We start from the raw sequence: 13,597 nt of genomic DNA, 5'->3' as shown, positions 1-13,597 counted from the left end.
GCGCAGCGTGACCAGAACTACCGCCGTCCTCGCGGCCAGCACCACCCTCGCCGCCCTGTTGCTCGCCGGGTGCGGCGGCGAAGACAAGCCGGCGACGCCCGCCGCGGCCTCCAGCGCCGCCGCGGCCTCGGCCTCGGCGATCGTCGACAGTGCCCGCGCCGGCGCCTTCGTCATCAGTTTCAAATCCGCGTTCCCGCAGCTCGCGGCGGGCCGCGCCGACGCGCAGATCGGCGAAATCCTCACCAGGACATGCGGAAACGTCAAGGCCGCGAAGGCCGAGGACGCGATTCTCGCCGATATCGTGCAGCTGGCCGGGAACGGGTCGGCACAGATCTCCGAACAGGAGGCTCAGCTGGTCTACCAGATGGCCAAGAATGTGTGCGGTTAGCCCACCCAGCATGCGCTCCGACAGGGGCTGATTGCGCTACCGGGAAACCGCGTACCGCTGATTAGCATTTGTCAGGCGCGCCGGACTCTCCGGGGCGAGCTCCGTCCACTGGCGCGCCACCGGCCGCCACAACTCGAAGGAGTTCCGATGAGCAGCCTGTTGTCCGGTAGTTCGGAAGGCGAGACCGGCGCCAAGATCGTGGCTTCGCTGTTCAGCTTCCTGGCCGCGCTGGCCGTCTGAACCGAGGTCCGAAGCGCCGGTGCTGCTCCGCACAGCACCGGCGTTTCGCATGTCGAAGGCGAACGAGTTGGCCTGTAAGCCGGATCCTGTCCCCGGCTCGCACCGGGTGACGACCATCCATCTGGACACACCGTTGCCGGGTGCCTCGAGCGGCCCACCCGCAGGCTCGGGCGAGCAGCCCTCGAACGCCTGCGCAACCGCACCGTGTGGTGCGACCTTCGACCTTGCTCCGGGCGGGGTTTACCGAGCCGCCCCGGTCACCCGGGGCGCTGGTGCGCTCTTACCGCACCGTTTCACCCTTACCGGGGAACTCCCCGGCGGTCTGTTTTCTGTGGCACTGTCCCGCGGGTCGCCCCGGGTTGCCGTTAGCAACCGCCCTGCTCTGTGGAGTCCGGACTTTCCTCGGCGCGGGGCGGCGGCACTACCGTGCCCGTTCCCTGCGCCGCGGTCGCCCGGCCAACTCGTCCGCTCGTTCAGCGTAACCGGTGTGTAGCGGTGCACCAACCACGGCGTGTACCGATAAGCGGCGCACAGTACGGTAATGGGCCATGGAACGTCTCGAGGTCAGTTTCCCGTCGGGTAACGAGCATTGCGCCGGTTGGCTGTATCCTCCCGCAGGCGTCCCCAAGCCTCGCCCGCTGGTGGTGATGGGGCATGGTCTGGGGGGCACTCGGGACATGGGTCTGGATCGGTACGCGCGGCGATTCGCCGCGGCCGGAATGGCGGTGCTGGTCTTCGACTATCGGCATTTCGGCGCCAGCGCGGGCACGCCCCGCCAGGTGATCAATATCGCCAAGCAGCGTGACGACTGGCGTAGCGCGATCGCCTACGCGCGCACCCTGCGCGGTATCGACAAGACCCGAATCGCATTGTGGGGCACGTCCTTCGGCGGCGGTCACGTGCTATCGGTGGCTCCCGAGGACGACTACCTGGCGGCCGTGGTGGCCCAGGTGCCGTTCACCAGCGGGCTGGCGTCGGGGTTGGCCAAGGGGCCGATCAGCCTGGTCAGAGTCGCCACCCTGGCCACCACCGACCTGCTGCTGGCGCCGGTGCGGCGCAAGCCGATCGGCGTGAAGCTGGCCGGGCGCAAGCGATCCGCGGCGCTGATGTCGGCCTCCGACGTTCCGGAGGGCTACGGCAGACTCGCCGAGGAGAGCCAGACCTACGAACCGAAAGTCGCTGCGCGGTTCGCGTTCTCGGCGCTGTTCGACTCACCTGGCCGGCGTACCAAGGGGTTGAAGGTACCGGTGTTCTACGCGGTCGCCGAGAATGATTCGATCGCACCGGTGAAGCCGACGCTCAAGGCCGCCGAGCGCACGAAACACGCTGTAGTGAAACGGTATCCGGTGGGCCACTTCGACGTGTACTTCGACGATGTCTTCGAGCAGGCGGTCTACGACCAGACCGAATTCCTGGTGTCGGTATTGCGCCCCTGAGCACCGTCGACGGTGTGCGGTATCGTTGAACGAGATTCGCAGTACCTCTGTCGATGGCTCCGATGCGCCGCGAAGCATCGCCGATATGAATTCAGCACTCCCCCTCGGGAAGGGTCTTCCCGTTCCCCGATGACCGCCGCGCGGGTGCGCACCCGCCCCGAACTGCGCCGGCAACGCCGGCAGCGCGCACACGGTTGCTGGAACCATCTGCTGGCCGCACCGCTGTGGCCCAAGCACGGCGTCAATCTGGGCACCCTCATGCGCACCTGCGACGCGGTCGGCGCCTGCCTGGTGGTACCGCGCAAACCGTGGGTGCCCGAGGCCCTCGCCCAGGGCAACACGCTCCGCAAACGACACTGCGTGCACTGGGTCGACGGACGTGTGGACCGCTGGTTGCAACGCCAGCGCGACGGCGGATCGGCGATCGTCGGGGTCGAACTGACCGACGAATCGATCCGGCTCGCCGACCTGCCCACCGCGCACCGGCGCACGGTCATGGTGCTCGGACACGAAGCCGACGGCATTCCGCCCGAGGGGCTGGAACATCTCGATCTCACCGTGGAGATCCCGATGGTCGGAACCGGCCACAGCCTCAATGTGGCGGTGGCCGGTTCCCTCGTGCTCTACAAACTCGCCGGACTGATCTAGACCGGGCGGAAACCGGCGCCCGCACCGCCCATTTCGTCGATGGCGGCCAGGATCTCGTCGATCGGCGCGAAGTACGCCGGCGAGTGGATCGGGTTGGCGGCGGTGGCACACGGGATATCGAAGCCGATCCCCGCGTAGCCGGTCAAGCGGCCCAGGTTCATGCCGACCAAGCGGTCACCCACGGTCACCGGGCCACCGGAATCGCCCGGCTGCGAGCACGCCTGGTTCAACGTGGTGATCGGGTCGAGGTCGCCCCACACCAGGCCGCAGCCCGGGCCGCTCGTGCGGCCGTTGGAGCACACCGTCGCGCCCGGCCCCGGGCGGGCGCCGATTCCGGCGATGGTGGTCGCGCCGACCGTGCGCACCGGGGTCACCCGCTGCTTGTCGAACACCAGCACACCGAAATCCAGGCCCTCGCCGTCGTCGGAGTAGGCGACCACCCCGATCGCGCCCGCGTGCAGCTGGGTCTCCGAACCCACCAGCGAACCCGTCGGCGCGCAGTGCCCTGCGGTCAAGCCGACCAACCGGCCCGCGTTGTCGTAGCCGATGGCAGCCAGCGAGCACGCGTGATCGTTCTCGAACACCAGCCCCGAACTACCGCCGAGCACCACACTCCCCGGCTCGGCCTGCGCGGTGCCGCCGACCAGGGCAGCGCCCACACCCGCGATGACGGCAGCGATGGCCGCCACGCCTCTGAACTTCACGTATAGCTCTTTCTCTCGAAACACCGGCCGGCGCCCGGGAACCCGGAGCGGCGGCCACACCCCACACATCATGGAGTACCACCCCCGGCACGCGCGGATCGGCCGGGCAATCTCACAGTGCCGCTCCGCCGGGTCGATCGGTCGCGGCGGCGGCGATGTTACCGAGACATCAGGCGAGGTAGGAGGTGTCGTTCACGAGCCGGACCGAGGAGCCGCCGTCGGGATAGAACTCGGCGACCGACAGCGAAGCCAGATCCAGATGCAGCCGGAACAGCAGGGACGGGCCGACACCGAGCGCGAGTTGCAGCAAGGTCTTGATCGGGGTGACGTGGCTGACCACCAGAACGTTCGCGCCCGGGTACAGCGCGACCAGATCGCGGCGCACGTCCTCGATGCGTTCCCGCACCGCGTCGAAACTCTCACCGCCCGGCGGGATCACCGAGGTGTCGGTGAGCCAGCGCGCATGCAGCTCCGGATCCTGCTGTGCCGCTTCGAGAAAGGTCAACCCTTCCCAGTCACCGAAATCGGTTTCGATCAGTCCGTCCAGGACATGGACCGGCAGGTTCAGCGCCGCGCCCGCCGCCTCGGCGGTCTCGCGGGCACGGCCCAGCGGCGAGCAGACGATGGCGGCGATATCGCCTTTGGCCGCAAGCATTTTCGCGGCGTGCGCGGCCTGGTCGCGGCCGTGCGCGGTGAGCGGCGGATTGCCGCGCCCCGAATAGCGACGCTGCACCGAAAGCTCGGTCTGACCGTGCCGCAACAGCAGCAGACGGGTCGGTCGGCCGACCGCGCCGGTCCAGGCGGGGCCCGTGCTCGGTTGTGCCGCAGGAGGATTCACGACGCCAGCGGGTCCGGCCGCGCGGGCGGTGCGCACTTCGTCGACGAGTGGCGCGTCGTCCATCGCCTCATTGGCCAGGCGGTCGGCGTAGGAGTTCTCCTTGCGCGGAATCCACTCGAAGCTGACCCGGTCGAATCCGGCCACCAGGCGGCGGGCCCGGTCGGCCAGCGGGATCATCGCCGCGTGCTTGACCTTCCAGCGACCCGACATCTGCTCGACCACCAGTTTGGAGTCCATGCGCACCGCGACCGTGCGCGCGCCCAGCTCCGCGGCCGCCTCCAGACCCGCGATCAGACCGCGGTATTCCGCCACATTGTTGGTCGCCACGCCGACACTCTCGCGGCGTTCGGCCAGGACCGTCACATGGTCGGCGTCGAAGACCACCGCGCCGTATCCGGCCGGGCCCGGATTGCCCCGCGACCCGCCGTCGGCCTCGACCACCACATGCGCGTTACTCACCCGACCTCCTCGGTTACAGGCCGGATTCCTTGGTGCGCACCATGATCGCGCCGCACTCCGGGCAGCGCACGACCGCCTCGGGAGCCGCCTTGGCGATCCGGGCGATCTCGCCGCGATCCAATTCGATCCGGCAGGCCCCGCACTTGCGGGCCTGCAACAGCGCCGCGCCCACCCCGTTGCGCTCCCGCTGCTTGTCGTAGACGCCGAGCAACTCGGCCGGGAACTGCTCGACCAGCCGCGCCCGGTCCTGATCGCAACGCCCCTGCGCCACATCCAGATCCGCCAGCGCCTCATCGCGCAGCCGCTGCGCGTCGGCGAGATCCTGTTCGGTCTTGCTGAGCCGGGCGCCGGCGTGATCGTGATCGGAGGTGGACGCCTCGCGGCGCTCCATCACCTCGAGCAGTTCGTCCTCCAGCACCGAACGCCGCCGCTCCAGGCTGCCCAGCTCGTGCTGGATCTCCGAAAGCTGCTTGGCGCCAACACTTCCCGCCGTCAACATGCCCCGGTCGCGTTCCTCGCGCTTGCGGACGGCATCGATCTCGCCCTCCAGCTTACGGATATCGCGATCCAGATCATCGATCTGGATCTCCACCGCCACCGCGGCGTCCTTGTGCTTGTTGCGCTCCGCCTCCAGCCGCGTCACCTCCTGCTGCTCGGGCAGCACGGTGCGGCGATGCGCGATCCGTGTCAGCTCGGTGTCGACAGCGGCGAGCTGCAGCAGCTTGGCCTGGACCGGTGGTTCGACATTCAACGCGGCGAAACTCCTGAACGCTATGGACGGGTGGGCGGCGCCACACCGCCGGGGCGGACACCAAGGGTCAACGGTACCCCGCCCCACTCTCCCCGACGGCCAGCGCCCACCGGTGAATTCCCGACGAACTGGAACCGCGCCCCGAGCCGGTGCGTCTTATAGTTGTCGCGGGGGAAGAATCCACGCTCACACCAGGAGAGACATGCGTACCTGTGTCCTACGGACCGTAATCGTGGGAGCGGCTGTGGCGGGGCTGGTAGCCGGGTGCGGGCCGTCGAAGCCCGCGGAGAAATCGGCTCAGCCGACGACGCGGGACCTGGCGGCGAATCCGATCTTCAACGTGTGCTCCGAGCTCAGTGATGCCACCTTGCGCGGTGTGGGGCTGGATCCCAGCTCCAAGGATGTCGTGACCGATCCACCCACAGGGGTATCCAGCTGGCGGGTATGCGCTTGGCGGCCGACCGGCACCGACGCGTCGGGCAAGCGAACCATCCGGGTCACGATCTTCTCCAGCGCTCACACGCTGGCGGAAAGTCGCGCGAATACGAAGGTGAACGTCCTGCGTGACGCGAACATCGGCCCGCGGCAGGGCCTGGTGCTTCAGGACAAGACCGACACCGACGAGAGTTGCTATGCGGCCATGCCCGCTGAACAAGGCATGTTCGAGGTGAACATCAGCTGGGGAGTCACCTCTGTCGGCACCAAACCCGACTTGTGTGAGCTGGCGGTCGAGTGGGCGGCGGATCTCGAACCGCACCTACCGAAGTAGTAGTCCCATCTGACGAATGGGGGAAAGCACATGACAACAGAGAATGATTTGAAGACCTGGCAGACGCTGAAACAGAATGCCGTCTCCGGTGAATTCAAGATGGACACCGAGATCGGCTCGGCGCTCGCCAACCGCTGCCAGACCCTGCTCGAAGAACTCGCTGACATGAAAAGCAAAGTCAGCAGCCTAGGCCACCTATCGGGCTACGGCACCCTCCCCTCCGCAATCGCCTTGCAGGAAAAGTTCCAGCACAAGGCAACCGGCGGTGGCACCGACGCCAATGACAACGCTGTCAAACGCCTGGAACAGCACATCGAAGTCGTGACCCTGATGCGCGATACCTACAGGGCGGCGATCGGCAAACTCGAACAGGCCGACACCGATGCGGCCAACCCGCTGAAGAACCAGACCGAGCAGGTGAAGTAATGCCGCTTCCAGGAATCATCGCGGCCGGCGCGGGCATTGCCGCGGTGGCGGGCACGGCGTGGGCCGGAATTTCCGGCAACCAGCAATCCCATGACGCCGCGGGCGCGCGCGGCAAGCAGATCGACGACGCCGACAGCAAATGGTCCGAAGATCGCAAGATCATCAGCGACGAGTCGGCCCGGCTGAAGAGCAGTTACGGCGAAACCGCCGCGCAGGTCCTGGTCGGCGACAAGAAGGAAGCCTTCGACAGCTGGTCGCACCTGGATATCTGGAACGGTCTCAACGCCCACGACGGCAAGTCGGGTGTCGTAGAGGGTGACATCAATGCCGGCGCCGACGGCTGGCGCCGGCTCGTCGCCTCGGTCGATACGGCCGCCGACGCGTTCAACAAGGGCGTCGAAGCCGATATCGAGACGTATTGGAAGGGTAAGACCGCCAATGCCGCGATGACGGCTACTCGAACCTACGGCGAAGGCTTCAAAACTCTCGGTACCGCTTTCCAGGAGGTCGCCAACGGCATCGATCTCATTCAGGGTTACCTAGCGCAGGCCCAGCTGTCGGTCGAGAAGCCGACCGAAGTCTCCACGCTCGGCGAGATCGTGGGCCATATTCCCGGCAATGGCCTGCTCAAGCTGGAAAAGCACCGCGCCAACGAGGCCGAGGCCTCCGCGCAGAACGTCATGACGTCGATGTATCAGCCGGGCGCGGTCCAGGTGGACGGGCAGACGCCGAAGTTGCCCGAACCGACCAACCCGGTCTCGGCTAACACACCCTCGCCCAGCGCCAAGACCCCGTCACCCTCCTCGAACGGCGGCACGCCCTCGCCATCGCCGACGGGGGTCACCCCGTCGCCTTCCACTGTTCCGGCGAGCATTGAAACGCCCTCGCCCGCAACAGTTCCGGCCACTACCGACACCCCGTCGCCTTCGACCATCCCGCAGTCGACCGGTACGCCCGCCTACGGCGTACCCAGCGTCGGCGTCCCGACCACCCCGGCGACGACCAACGTGCCGTCGGCCAATGTCCCCACCTCGACGATTCCGACCACCGGCACCCCGGGTTCGGGCAGGCCGCGCGGCACCACCCCCGGCTCCGGTCTCCCGACCACCGCCACGCCGGGCACACCGAGGACGGTGTCCGCGAACCCGGGCACCGGCAACCCCACCGGCACCGGCACCGCCAGCAGCCGCGGCTCCGGCACGGGCCGCAACGGCATGGCGGGCATGCCGGGCATGGGCGGTATGGGCAATCGCGGTGGCCGGGGCGAGGACGACGACGAACACCAGATCCCGGACTACCTGATCCAGGATCGGGAGTCCGAACTGCTCGGCGTGCAGCCGCGCGTGCTGCCGCCCGGCGGGGTCATCGGCGGCTGAATCGGATCACTTCGAACAGGTACGAGAACCACAGATGAATGAATTACGCTGGCAGCTGGACGGATTCGCGTTCAAGCTGTTGTTGGAGGCCCTCGGCCGGGACCGCTGGCCCTACCCGCTGAGCTTTCAGCCGCCGCGAATGGAGTCGCACGACGATTGGGAGTACGAGCGCAGGCTCGCCGCCCAACGCGTCCAGAACCTCTTCGACGAGCGTCTGTATCGGGCGCTGGAGGTGCTGCTGGAGCCTCGGGTGCGCATCGAGATCCACGGTTTCCACGGACCGCACCTCGCACAGGTGATCCGGCTGCACGCCGGGATCGTCGATCACGAGGCCGTACTCGCCACCCAATTGCCGGGACCGGACCCGCGGCACGGCCGTGACGTTGTCCTGACCACGGGTGACGCGCGGCTGCTCACCTCGGAGATTATCGCGAAACTGCCGCGCTGCCAAGCGGGTTCGCATCCGCCGTTCGGCGCGCGGCGCTCGGACCTGAACGGCGGCGAGTATGCGCGGCTGTCCTCCGGCCAGCAGCCGAACCGCTTCTTCCAGCGCCCCCGCACCAGTCTCGGCGAGATCACCGTGTACCCGAGCATCGCCTACGACGCTCGGCCCACCCGGGACGGTCACGCCTTCCACTGGCTGGACTATCCCGACGACGGCCGCTACCTGCTGGTCAACCACAACGACAATGATCTGAGCGTGACTCCGGGCAGCACCGACGAACTCCTGCGGCACATGCAGTACCGCATCGAGACCTGCCAGCGCGCGCAGACCAGCTTCTGGTAGGTCAGGGTTTGCGCGGCTTGATGGCGTCGTGGGAGATGTAGATATCCCATTCGCCGGGGGTGGCGATGGTGGCGTTGCCGTAGGCGGAGCGCACGAAAGGCTTGGTCCACCAGTCGCCTTCGCGCATGTCCTGGAAGAAGTCCTGGTCGCTACCGTTGAGGAAGATATGGCGCTCGGTGGTGGGTTCGCCGTCGGTGCGCTGGCCGAACAGGCGGCTGAGCTTGTATCCGGAGTGGAAGCCGAGCGCGTTGACCCACGGATGCAGTTCGACGATATTGGCCTGCATGACCCACTGGTCGCCCTCGATCCGGTAGGTCTCGCGCCGATCGGGTTCGCCGTCCTGGCCGAAGATGGTGAGGTCGACATCGAGCCGATGATCTTGCCCCGCCACCTCTTTCACCACCACGTGCGCGGCCTTGATCTCCCCGGTCAAACCGAGGTAGGTCTGCATGAGGGTGGCGAACCACAGCAGCACGACCGCGACCAGCAGCAGGACCAGGCCCGCCGACCCGCGCCCGAGCAGCACCCGCAGGCCGCCGACGCGGCGCATTCGCACCACCGCCGACACCAGCAGAGCCAGACCCACGAGGATGAGCAGGATCATCGCGATCTGCACGATCCCGAAATCCACCGAGAAGTTGTTCATAGCGCCGTTATACCGTTGCCTTTGGTGAGCGAATGTGAGCATTGCTCGGTTCCATCAGGCCACCGCGCCTTTCGGTGCGGCGGTCCCGGCCTGACCAACCGTAGGGTTATGCCGGGTTGACGCTTCACAGCCTGCTGCGTTGACCACTTCCGCGGTCGCGGCCTCCCGCCCAGCTCCACGTCCATCTCCAGCCGAAACGCTGGCGGCCGGGCCACTCCCGGTACCGGTCCCGCCGAGGCGGGCAAGGTTGATCGCGGCGTTGAGATCACGATCGATCACCAATCCGCAGTCGTCGCATGAATACCCACGGTCGGCCAGCGTCAGGTTTGGCTTTCGCCTACCGCAGCCCGAGCACATCTTCGATGATGGAAAATACTGGTCGGCTTCCACCAGGGTGGAGCCGTACCAGCGGGTCTTGTAGCCGAGCATCCGCCGAATCTCGGCTAGTGCCGCATCAGCCAACGCCCGGTTCAGGCCCCGCTTACGAGCACCGCCCGCCCGCCGCATCCCGGCGACGTTCAACGTCTCCACCGCGATGACCTGGTGCCGCATCGCGAGATCGGTGGTGGCCTTATGCAGCACGTCGCGCCGCACCGCCGCGGCGCGGGCATGGGTACGCCCGATCCGGCGCTGGGTTTTGGCCCACCGCCGCGACGGCTGACGGCGAGTTTTGGTGGTGTGGTCGTAGGGGCCGGTCTGACGCGCCGCGCACCGCTGTAACGCGCGTAATCGCGCTTGGGTGGCGGTCAGGGGTTTCGGGGCCGGCACGCGTCCGAGTTCACGGCCGTCCGGGGTTGCGACCACCAGCAGCGAATCAGCCTTCACACCGACATCAACACCCACCACCGGCGCAGCGTCCTCGGCGCGGCACCGCGCTTCGGTGCCGCGACGAACGATCGTCTGGAATGCCACATGCCAGCGGCCTGCCGAGTCCTGGGCGAGGGTAGCCGAAAGCACCCGCGCCGTACCGGCTTCAACGCGACGACGCAGTTTCCGGGTCGATTCGTGCGTCTTGATCCGCCCGACGCGCGGCAACCTCACATGGTGACGGTCCGGTTCGACGCGGATCACGCCGGTGGTGAACCGGACCGACCGCCGCGCCCGCGCCGACTTGAAACGCGGAAACCCGACCGGCCGACCGGCCCGCATGCCCTTCCGGGACATGCTCCACGAATCGAGGCCGCGCGCGAGCGCGTCGAGGCCGGTGTTGTACGCCTCTTTCGAGTTCTCGCCCCACCACGGCGCAGCCACGGTCTTGCGGCGGTTCCATTCCTTGCGCAGCCCGGCCAAGCTCCAGTTCAGCGTCGGTGTCAGCTCGGATTCCGCGACACCGTAAGTGCGTTCAGCCGTACGCTGATCCAGCACCGCCTTCACCAACGCGAGCATCGTGTTGTGGGCTTTCCGTGCGCCGCCCGCATGTGATCGGAACGCGCGTTCCTGGGCGGGGGTGGGGTCGAGCGCAAAGCGATATGCCTGCGCAGTCCAGCCTTCGGGAGTCTCATACCGGCGCATTGGCGGCGACTTCCTACTTGGCTGCGGTGATCGCGCGCATCGCCCTGTTCCTCGCTCCCCACCGACCATAGAGCCGGGCACACATACGGTGGGAAGGCACCCGCGTATAGACCGCCGTCCGGCCGATGTCGTCCGCAGCAGCGTCCACCCAGATCGTGCACGAATCCAACCGGCGAGCAGTCAGCGGGCCCTCCCGGAACCACCGATACGCAGACTGCGGATGCACACTGTTCCCCCGCGCCCACTCGGCCATGCCCTCAGTAGAACACATATACGACCACGTTTACTCAGAAACTGCCACGCAGCTCAATAACCCCGATCGGGCGCGTGATTCGCCGATCGGGGCAACTCGGTTCAGTCGGCCGAACCGACCGTCCACGGGTCGGTGCGCAAGGTGCTGACCCGGGTTTCCAAGCCCGGCAGTGCCTTCCGGACGATCTCGGAAGCCTGCCCGCACCACGGGAATTCGGTCGCCCAGTGCGCGGCGTCGATCAGGGCGGGTCCGCCTGCGCGCAGATGTTCGTCGGCGGGATGATGGCGCAGGTCGGAGGTGACGTAGGCGTCCACGCCCAGCGCCGACACCTTGCCCAGGTAGGAGTCGCCCGCGCCGCCGCAGACGGCCACCGTCTGGATCATCCGGTCCGGGTCGCCGGCCGCGCGCACACCCCACACCGTCTGCGGCAGCGCGGCGGCCACGCGAGCGGTGAACTCGCGCAACGTTTCCGGCTCCGGCAACGTGCCGACCCGGCCGATGCCCAGGCCGGAGGGCAGCGCCGCGCGCTCGGTGAGGTGATACGCGGGTTCTTCGTAGGGGTGCGCGGCGTGCAGCGCGGCCAGCACGGCGGCGCGGGCGGCGGGCGGGGCGATCACCTCGACCCGATCCTCGTCCACCCGCTCGAGTTCGCCGATCGAGCCGATCGCCGGATTCGCCCCCGGCAGCGGCCGGAACTGGCCGAGACTGGCCGTCCGCGACGCGCATTCGTGATAGGCGCCCTGACCTCCGGCACCGGCGGCGAACAGCGCGGCCAGCACCTGATCGGTGTCCGTGCGCGGAATCTGGATGACCCAGCTGTCCACGGCCGCTGTCGGTTTCGGATCGAGCGGGCGGGTCACGGTCAAACCGAGCGCGGCCGCGAGCGCGTCCGAGACGCCGGGATCGGCGGAGTCGGCGTTGGTGTGCGCGGAGAACAGCGCGCACCCCGAGCGGATGAGGCGGTGCACCAGTGCGCCTTTCGGCGTACTCGCCGCCACCGAATCGACTCCGCGCAGCAGCAGCGGATGATGCACCACCAGCGCCTGGGCCCGCCAGTCGATCGCCTCCTCGACCACGCCCGCGGTGGCGTCGACGGCGAACAGCACCCGGGTCACCTCGTCGGCGGGATCACCGCACACCAACCCGACCGAATCCCACGACTCCGCCAGCTTCGGCGGATACGCCGCCTCCAGCACCTCGATGAGCTCCGCGAGCGTCGTCACCGTCTACCTCTCCTCGGTTCGGTTGTACCCCACCACATCACGCTCACGAAGTCACCGCGCCGCAATGCCAGGTCCACAAGGGCACCACGGCCCGGCGGAACCGGGCGCCCCGCACTCACGGGATTGCCGCGATCAGGCGATCCACATCGGCGGCGGACCGCACTGCCACCCGGAGGTGATCCGGGCCCAGGCCGGGGAAGGTGTCGGCGCGGCGGACCGCGATTCCCGCGCTCGCGAGGTGCTTTCTGAGTAGTTCACCGTCGGTGGCGCGGACCAGCAGGAACGGGCCGTGGGCCGGGGTGTGGACTTCCAGACCGGCCGCAGTCAGCCGCTCGATCATCGAAACACGCTCGGCAGCAATGACTTCCGCGCGTCGCCCGGCCTCCGCAACCGCATCCGGGGCGGCGGTGGCGGCGATCGCTTCCAATTGCAGCGAGCCCAGTGGCCAGTGCGCGCGGCCGTGCGCCAGCCGGTCCAGCAGCTCCGGCGCGCCCAGGAAATAACCGCAGCGCAATCCGGCCAGCGCCCAGGTCTTGGTCAGGCTGCGCAGCACCAGCACGTCGGAATCACGCAGCTGGGCCAGCGATTCCGGCTCACCCGCGATCGCGTCCGCGAAAGCCTCGTCCACCACCAGGATCCGGCCCGGGCGGCGCAGCGCGTGCAGCGCGGCAGCCGGATGCAGTACCGAGGTCGGATTGGTGGGATTGCCCAGGACGACGAGATCCGCGTCCTGCGGCACGACCGCCGACTCCAGCCGATACGGCGGCTCCAGCAGCACCCGGTGCACCGGGACCCGCGCGTCGCGCAGCGCCAGCTCCGGTTCGGTGAACGACGGATGCACCACCGCCGCCAGCCGGGGTGCCAGCTTCGGCAGCATCGCGAAACCCTCCGCGGCACCCGCCAGCAGCAGCACCTCGCTCGGATCCCGGCCGTGCCGGGCCGCCACCGCGGCCCGGGCCGCGGCTTCCTCGGCGGCAACCGGATAGCGGCCCAGCGTGTCCAGCCGCGCCGCCAACCGCTCCCGCAGCCACGGCGGCGGGGCGCTGCCCTGCACGTTCACCGCGAAATCGAGCAGGCCCGGGACCGCGTCCACGTCACCGTGGTGACGGAGCTTCGCGTGATCGACAGTGTCCTCGGGCAC

At 68.2% G+C, this 13,597-nt stretch carries 14 protein-coding genes, 1 other RNA gene and 1 pseudogene; 7 read left to right on the top strand and 9 right to left on the bottom strand.

Translation table 11 applies throughout. The features are described from left to right. The first annotated feature begins 7 nt into the window (after window positions 1-7). Window positions 8-388: a hypothetical protein gene (locus tag ACFVMC_RS17165; RefSeq protein ID WP_379211247.1), complete on the top strand. Its 381-nt coding sequence runs from the start codon at window positions 8-10 to the stop codon at window positions 386-388. A gap of 299 nt (window positions 389-687) precedes the next feature. Here the strand turns inward: ACFVMC_RS17165 and rnpB are convergent. After that, window positions 688-1,092: RNase P RNA component class A (gene rnpB / locus ACFVMC_RS17160), an RNA gene on the bottom strand. A gap of 84 nt (window positions 1,093-1,176) precedes the next feature. Here rnpB and ACFVMC_RS17155 point away from each other — a divergent pair. Beyond that, window positions 1,177-2,064 carry an alpha/beta hydrolase gene (locus tag ACFVMC_RS17155; RefSeq protein WP_379211246.1) on the top strand — a complete coding sequence of 296 codons (888 nt, stop codon included), beginning with the start codon at window positions 1,177-1,179 and terminating at the stop codon, window positions 2,062-2,064. 129 nt (window positions 2,065-2,193) lie between these two features. After that, window positions 2,194-2,712, top strand: a complete 519-nt coding sequence (locus ACFVMC_RS17150; RefSeq protein WP_379211245.1) for a TrmH family RNA methyltransferase — start codon at window positions 2,194-2,196, stop codon at window positions 2,710-2,712. Here the strand turns inward: ACFVMC_RS17150 and ACFVMC_RS17145 are convergent. The 3 genes from ACFVMC_RS17145 to ACFVMC_RS17135 form a co-directional block, all read right to left on the bottom strand. Further along, complete coding sequence (locus tag ACFVMC_RS17145; protein ID WP_379211243.1) at window positions 2,709-3,416, bottom strand: hypothetical protein; 708 nt, start codon at window positions 3,414-3,416, stop codon at window positions 2,709-2,711. The two genes, ACFVMC_RS17150 and ACFVMC_RS17145, sit on opposite strands and share 4 nt — an antisense overlap. 169 nt (window positions 3,417-3,585) lie before the next feature. Beyond that, the gene (locus ACFVMC_RS17140; RefSeq protein WP_379211242.1) at window positions 3,586-4,713 is read right to left on the bottom strand and encodes a bifunctional RNase H/acid phosphatase; all 1,128 of its coding nucleotides are present in this window, start codon (window positions 4,711-4,713) and stop codon (window positions 3,586-3,588) included. Between the two features lie 13 nt (window positions 4,714-4,726). Then, window positions 4,727-5,464 carry a zinc ribbon domain-containing protein gene (locus tag ACFVMC_RS17135; RefSeq protein ID WP_379211240.1) on the bottom strand — a complete coding sequence of 246 codons (738 nt, stop codon included), beginning with the start codon at window positions 5,462-5,464 and terminating at the stop codon, window positions 4,727-4,729. Window positions 5,465-5,708: 244 nt separating this feature from the next. On the opposite strand from ACFVMC_RS17135, the gene ACFVMC_RS17130 reads away from it, so the two are divergent. The 4 genes from ACFVMC_RS17130 to ACFVMC_RS17115 are packed head-to-tail and all read left to right on the top strand — an operon-like array spanning window position 5,709 to window position 8,822. Beyond that, window positions 5,709-6,233, top strand: a complete 525-nt coding sequence (locus ACFVMC_RS17130) for a DUF3558 domain-containing protein (protein WP_379211238.1) — start codon at window positions 5,709-5,711, stop codon at window positions 6,231-6,233. A 30-nt stretch (window positions 6,234-6,263) separates the two neighbouring features. Further along, window positions 6,264-6,659, top strand: a complete 396-nt coding sequence (locus tag ACFVMC_RS17125) for a hypothetical protein (RefSeq protein ID WP_379211236.1) — start codon at window positions 6,264-6,266, stop codon at window positions 6,657-6,659. Further along, window positions 6,659-8,035: a hypothetical protein gene (locus ACFVMC_RS17120; RefSeq protein WP_379211234.1), complete on the top strand. Its 1,377-nt coding sequence runs from the start codon at window positions 6,659-6,661 to the stop codon at window positions 8,033-8,035. The genes ACFVMC_RS17125 and ACFVMC_RS17120 overlap by 1 nt, the downstream gene beginning before the upstream one ends. 34 nt (window positions 8,036-8,069) lie before the next feature. Next, entirely contained in the window at window positions 8,070-8,822 is a 753-nt protein-coding gene (locus ACFVMC_RS17115) for an ESX secretion-associated protein EspG (RefSeq protein ID WP_379211232.1), read from the top strand. A gap of 1 nt (window position 8,823) precedes the next feature. Here the strand turns inward: ACFVMC_RS17115 and ACFVMC_RS17110 are convergent, their stop codons facing one another. The 5 genes and pseudogenes from ACFVMC_RS17110 to cobC all read right to left on the bottom strand — a co-directional run bounded on the left by ACFVMC_RS17110 (window position 8,824) and on the right by cobC (window position 13,597). Then, the gene (locus tag ACFVMC_RS17110; protein ID WP_379211231.1) at window positions 8,824-9,468 is read right to left on the bottom strand and encodes a hypothetical protein; all 645 of its coding nucleotides are present in this window, start codon (window positions 9,466-9,468) and stop codon (window positions 8,824-8,826) included. 54 nt (window positions 9,469-9,522) lie between these two features. Continuing rightward, window positions 9,523-10,980 (bottom strand): IS607 family element RNA-guided endonuclease TnpB, encoded by a 1,458-nt coding sequence (gene tnpB, locus ACFVMC_RS17105; RefSeq protein WP_379211230.1) that lies wholly within the window; start codon window positions 10,978-10,980, stop codon window positions 9,523-9,525. Between the two features lie 13 nt (window positions 10,981-10,993). Further along, a pseudogene (locus tag ACFVMC_RS17100) lies at window positions 10,994-11,065 on the bottom strand (IS607 family transposase); the annotation flags it as partial. Window positions 11,066-11,334: 269 nt separating this feature from the next. Further along, window positions 11,335-12,456 carry a Nif3-like dinuclear metal center hexameric protein gene (locus ACFVMC_RS17095; RefSeq protein WP_379211228.1) on the bottom strand — a complete coding sequence of 374 codons (1,122 nt, stop codon included), beginning with the start codon at window positions 12,454-12,456 and terminating at the stop codon, window positions 11,335-11,337. Window positions 12,457-12,571: 115 nt separating this feature from the next. Continuing rightward, a complete protein-coding gene (cobC, locus tag ACFVMC_RS17090) occupies window positions 12,572-13,597 on the bottom strand; it encodes an Rv2231c family pyridoxal phosphate-dependent protein CobC (RefSeq protein WP_379211227.1) in 1,026 nt (341 codons plus the stop codon).

Source organism: Nocardia sp. NPDC127579, assembly GCF_042672005.1.
Classification (GTDB): domain Bacteria; phylum Actinomycetota; class Actinomycetes; order Mycobacteriales; family Mycobacteriaceae; genus Nocardia.
The sequence above is the reverse complement of the archived record's forward strand: the minus strand, read 5'-3'. Positions and strand labels throughout refer to the sequence as shown.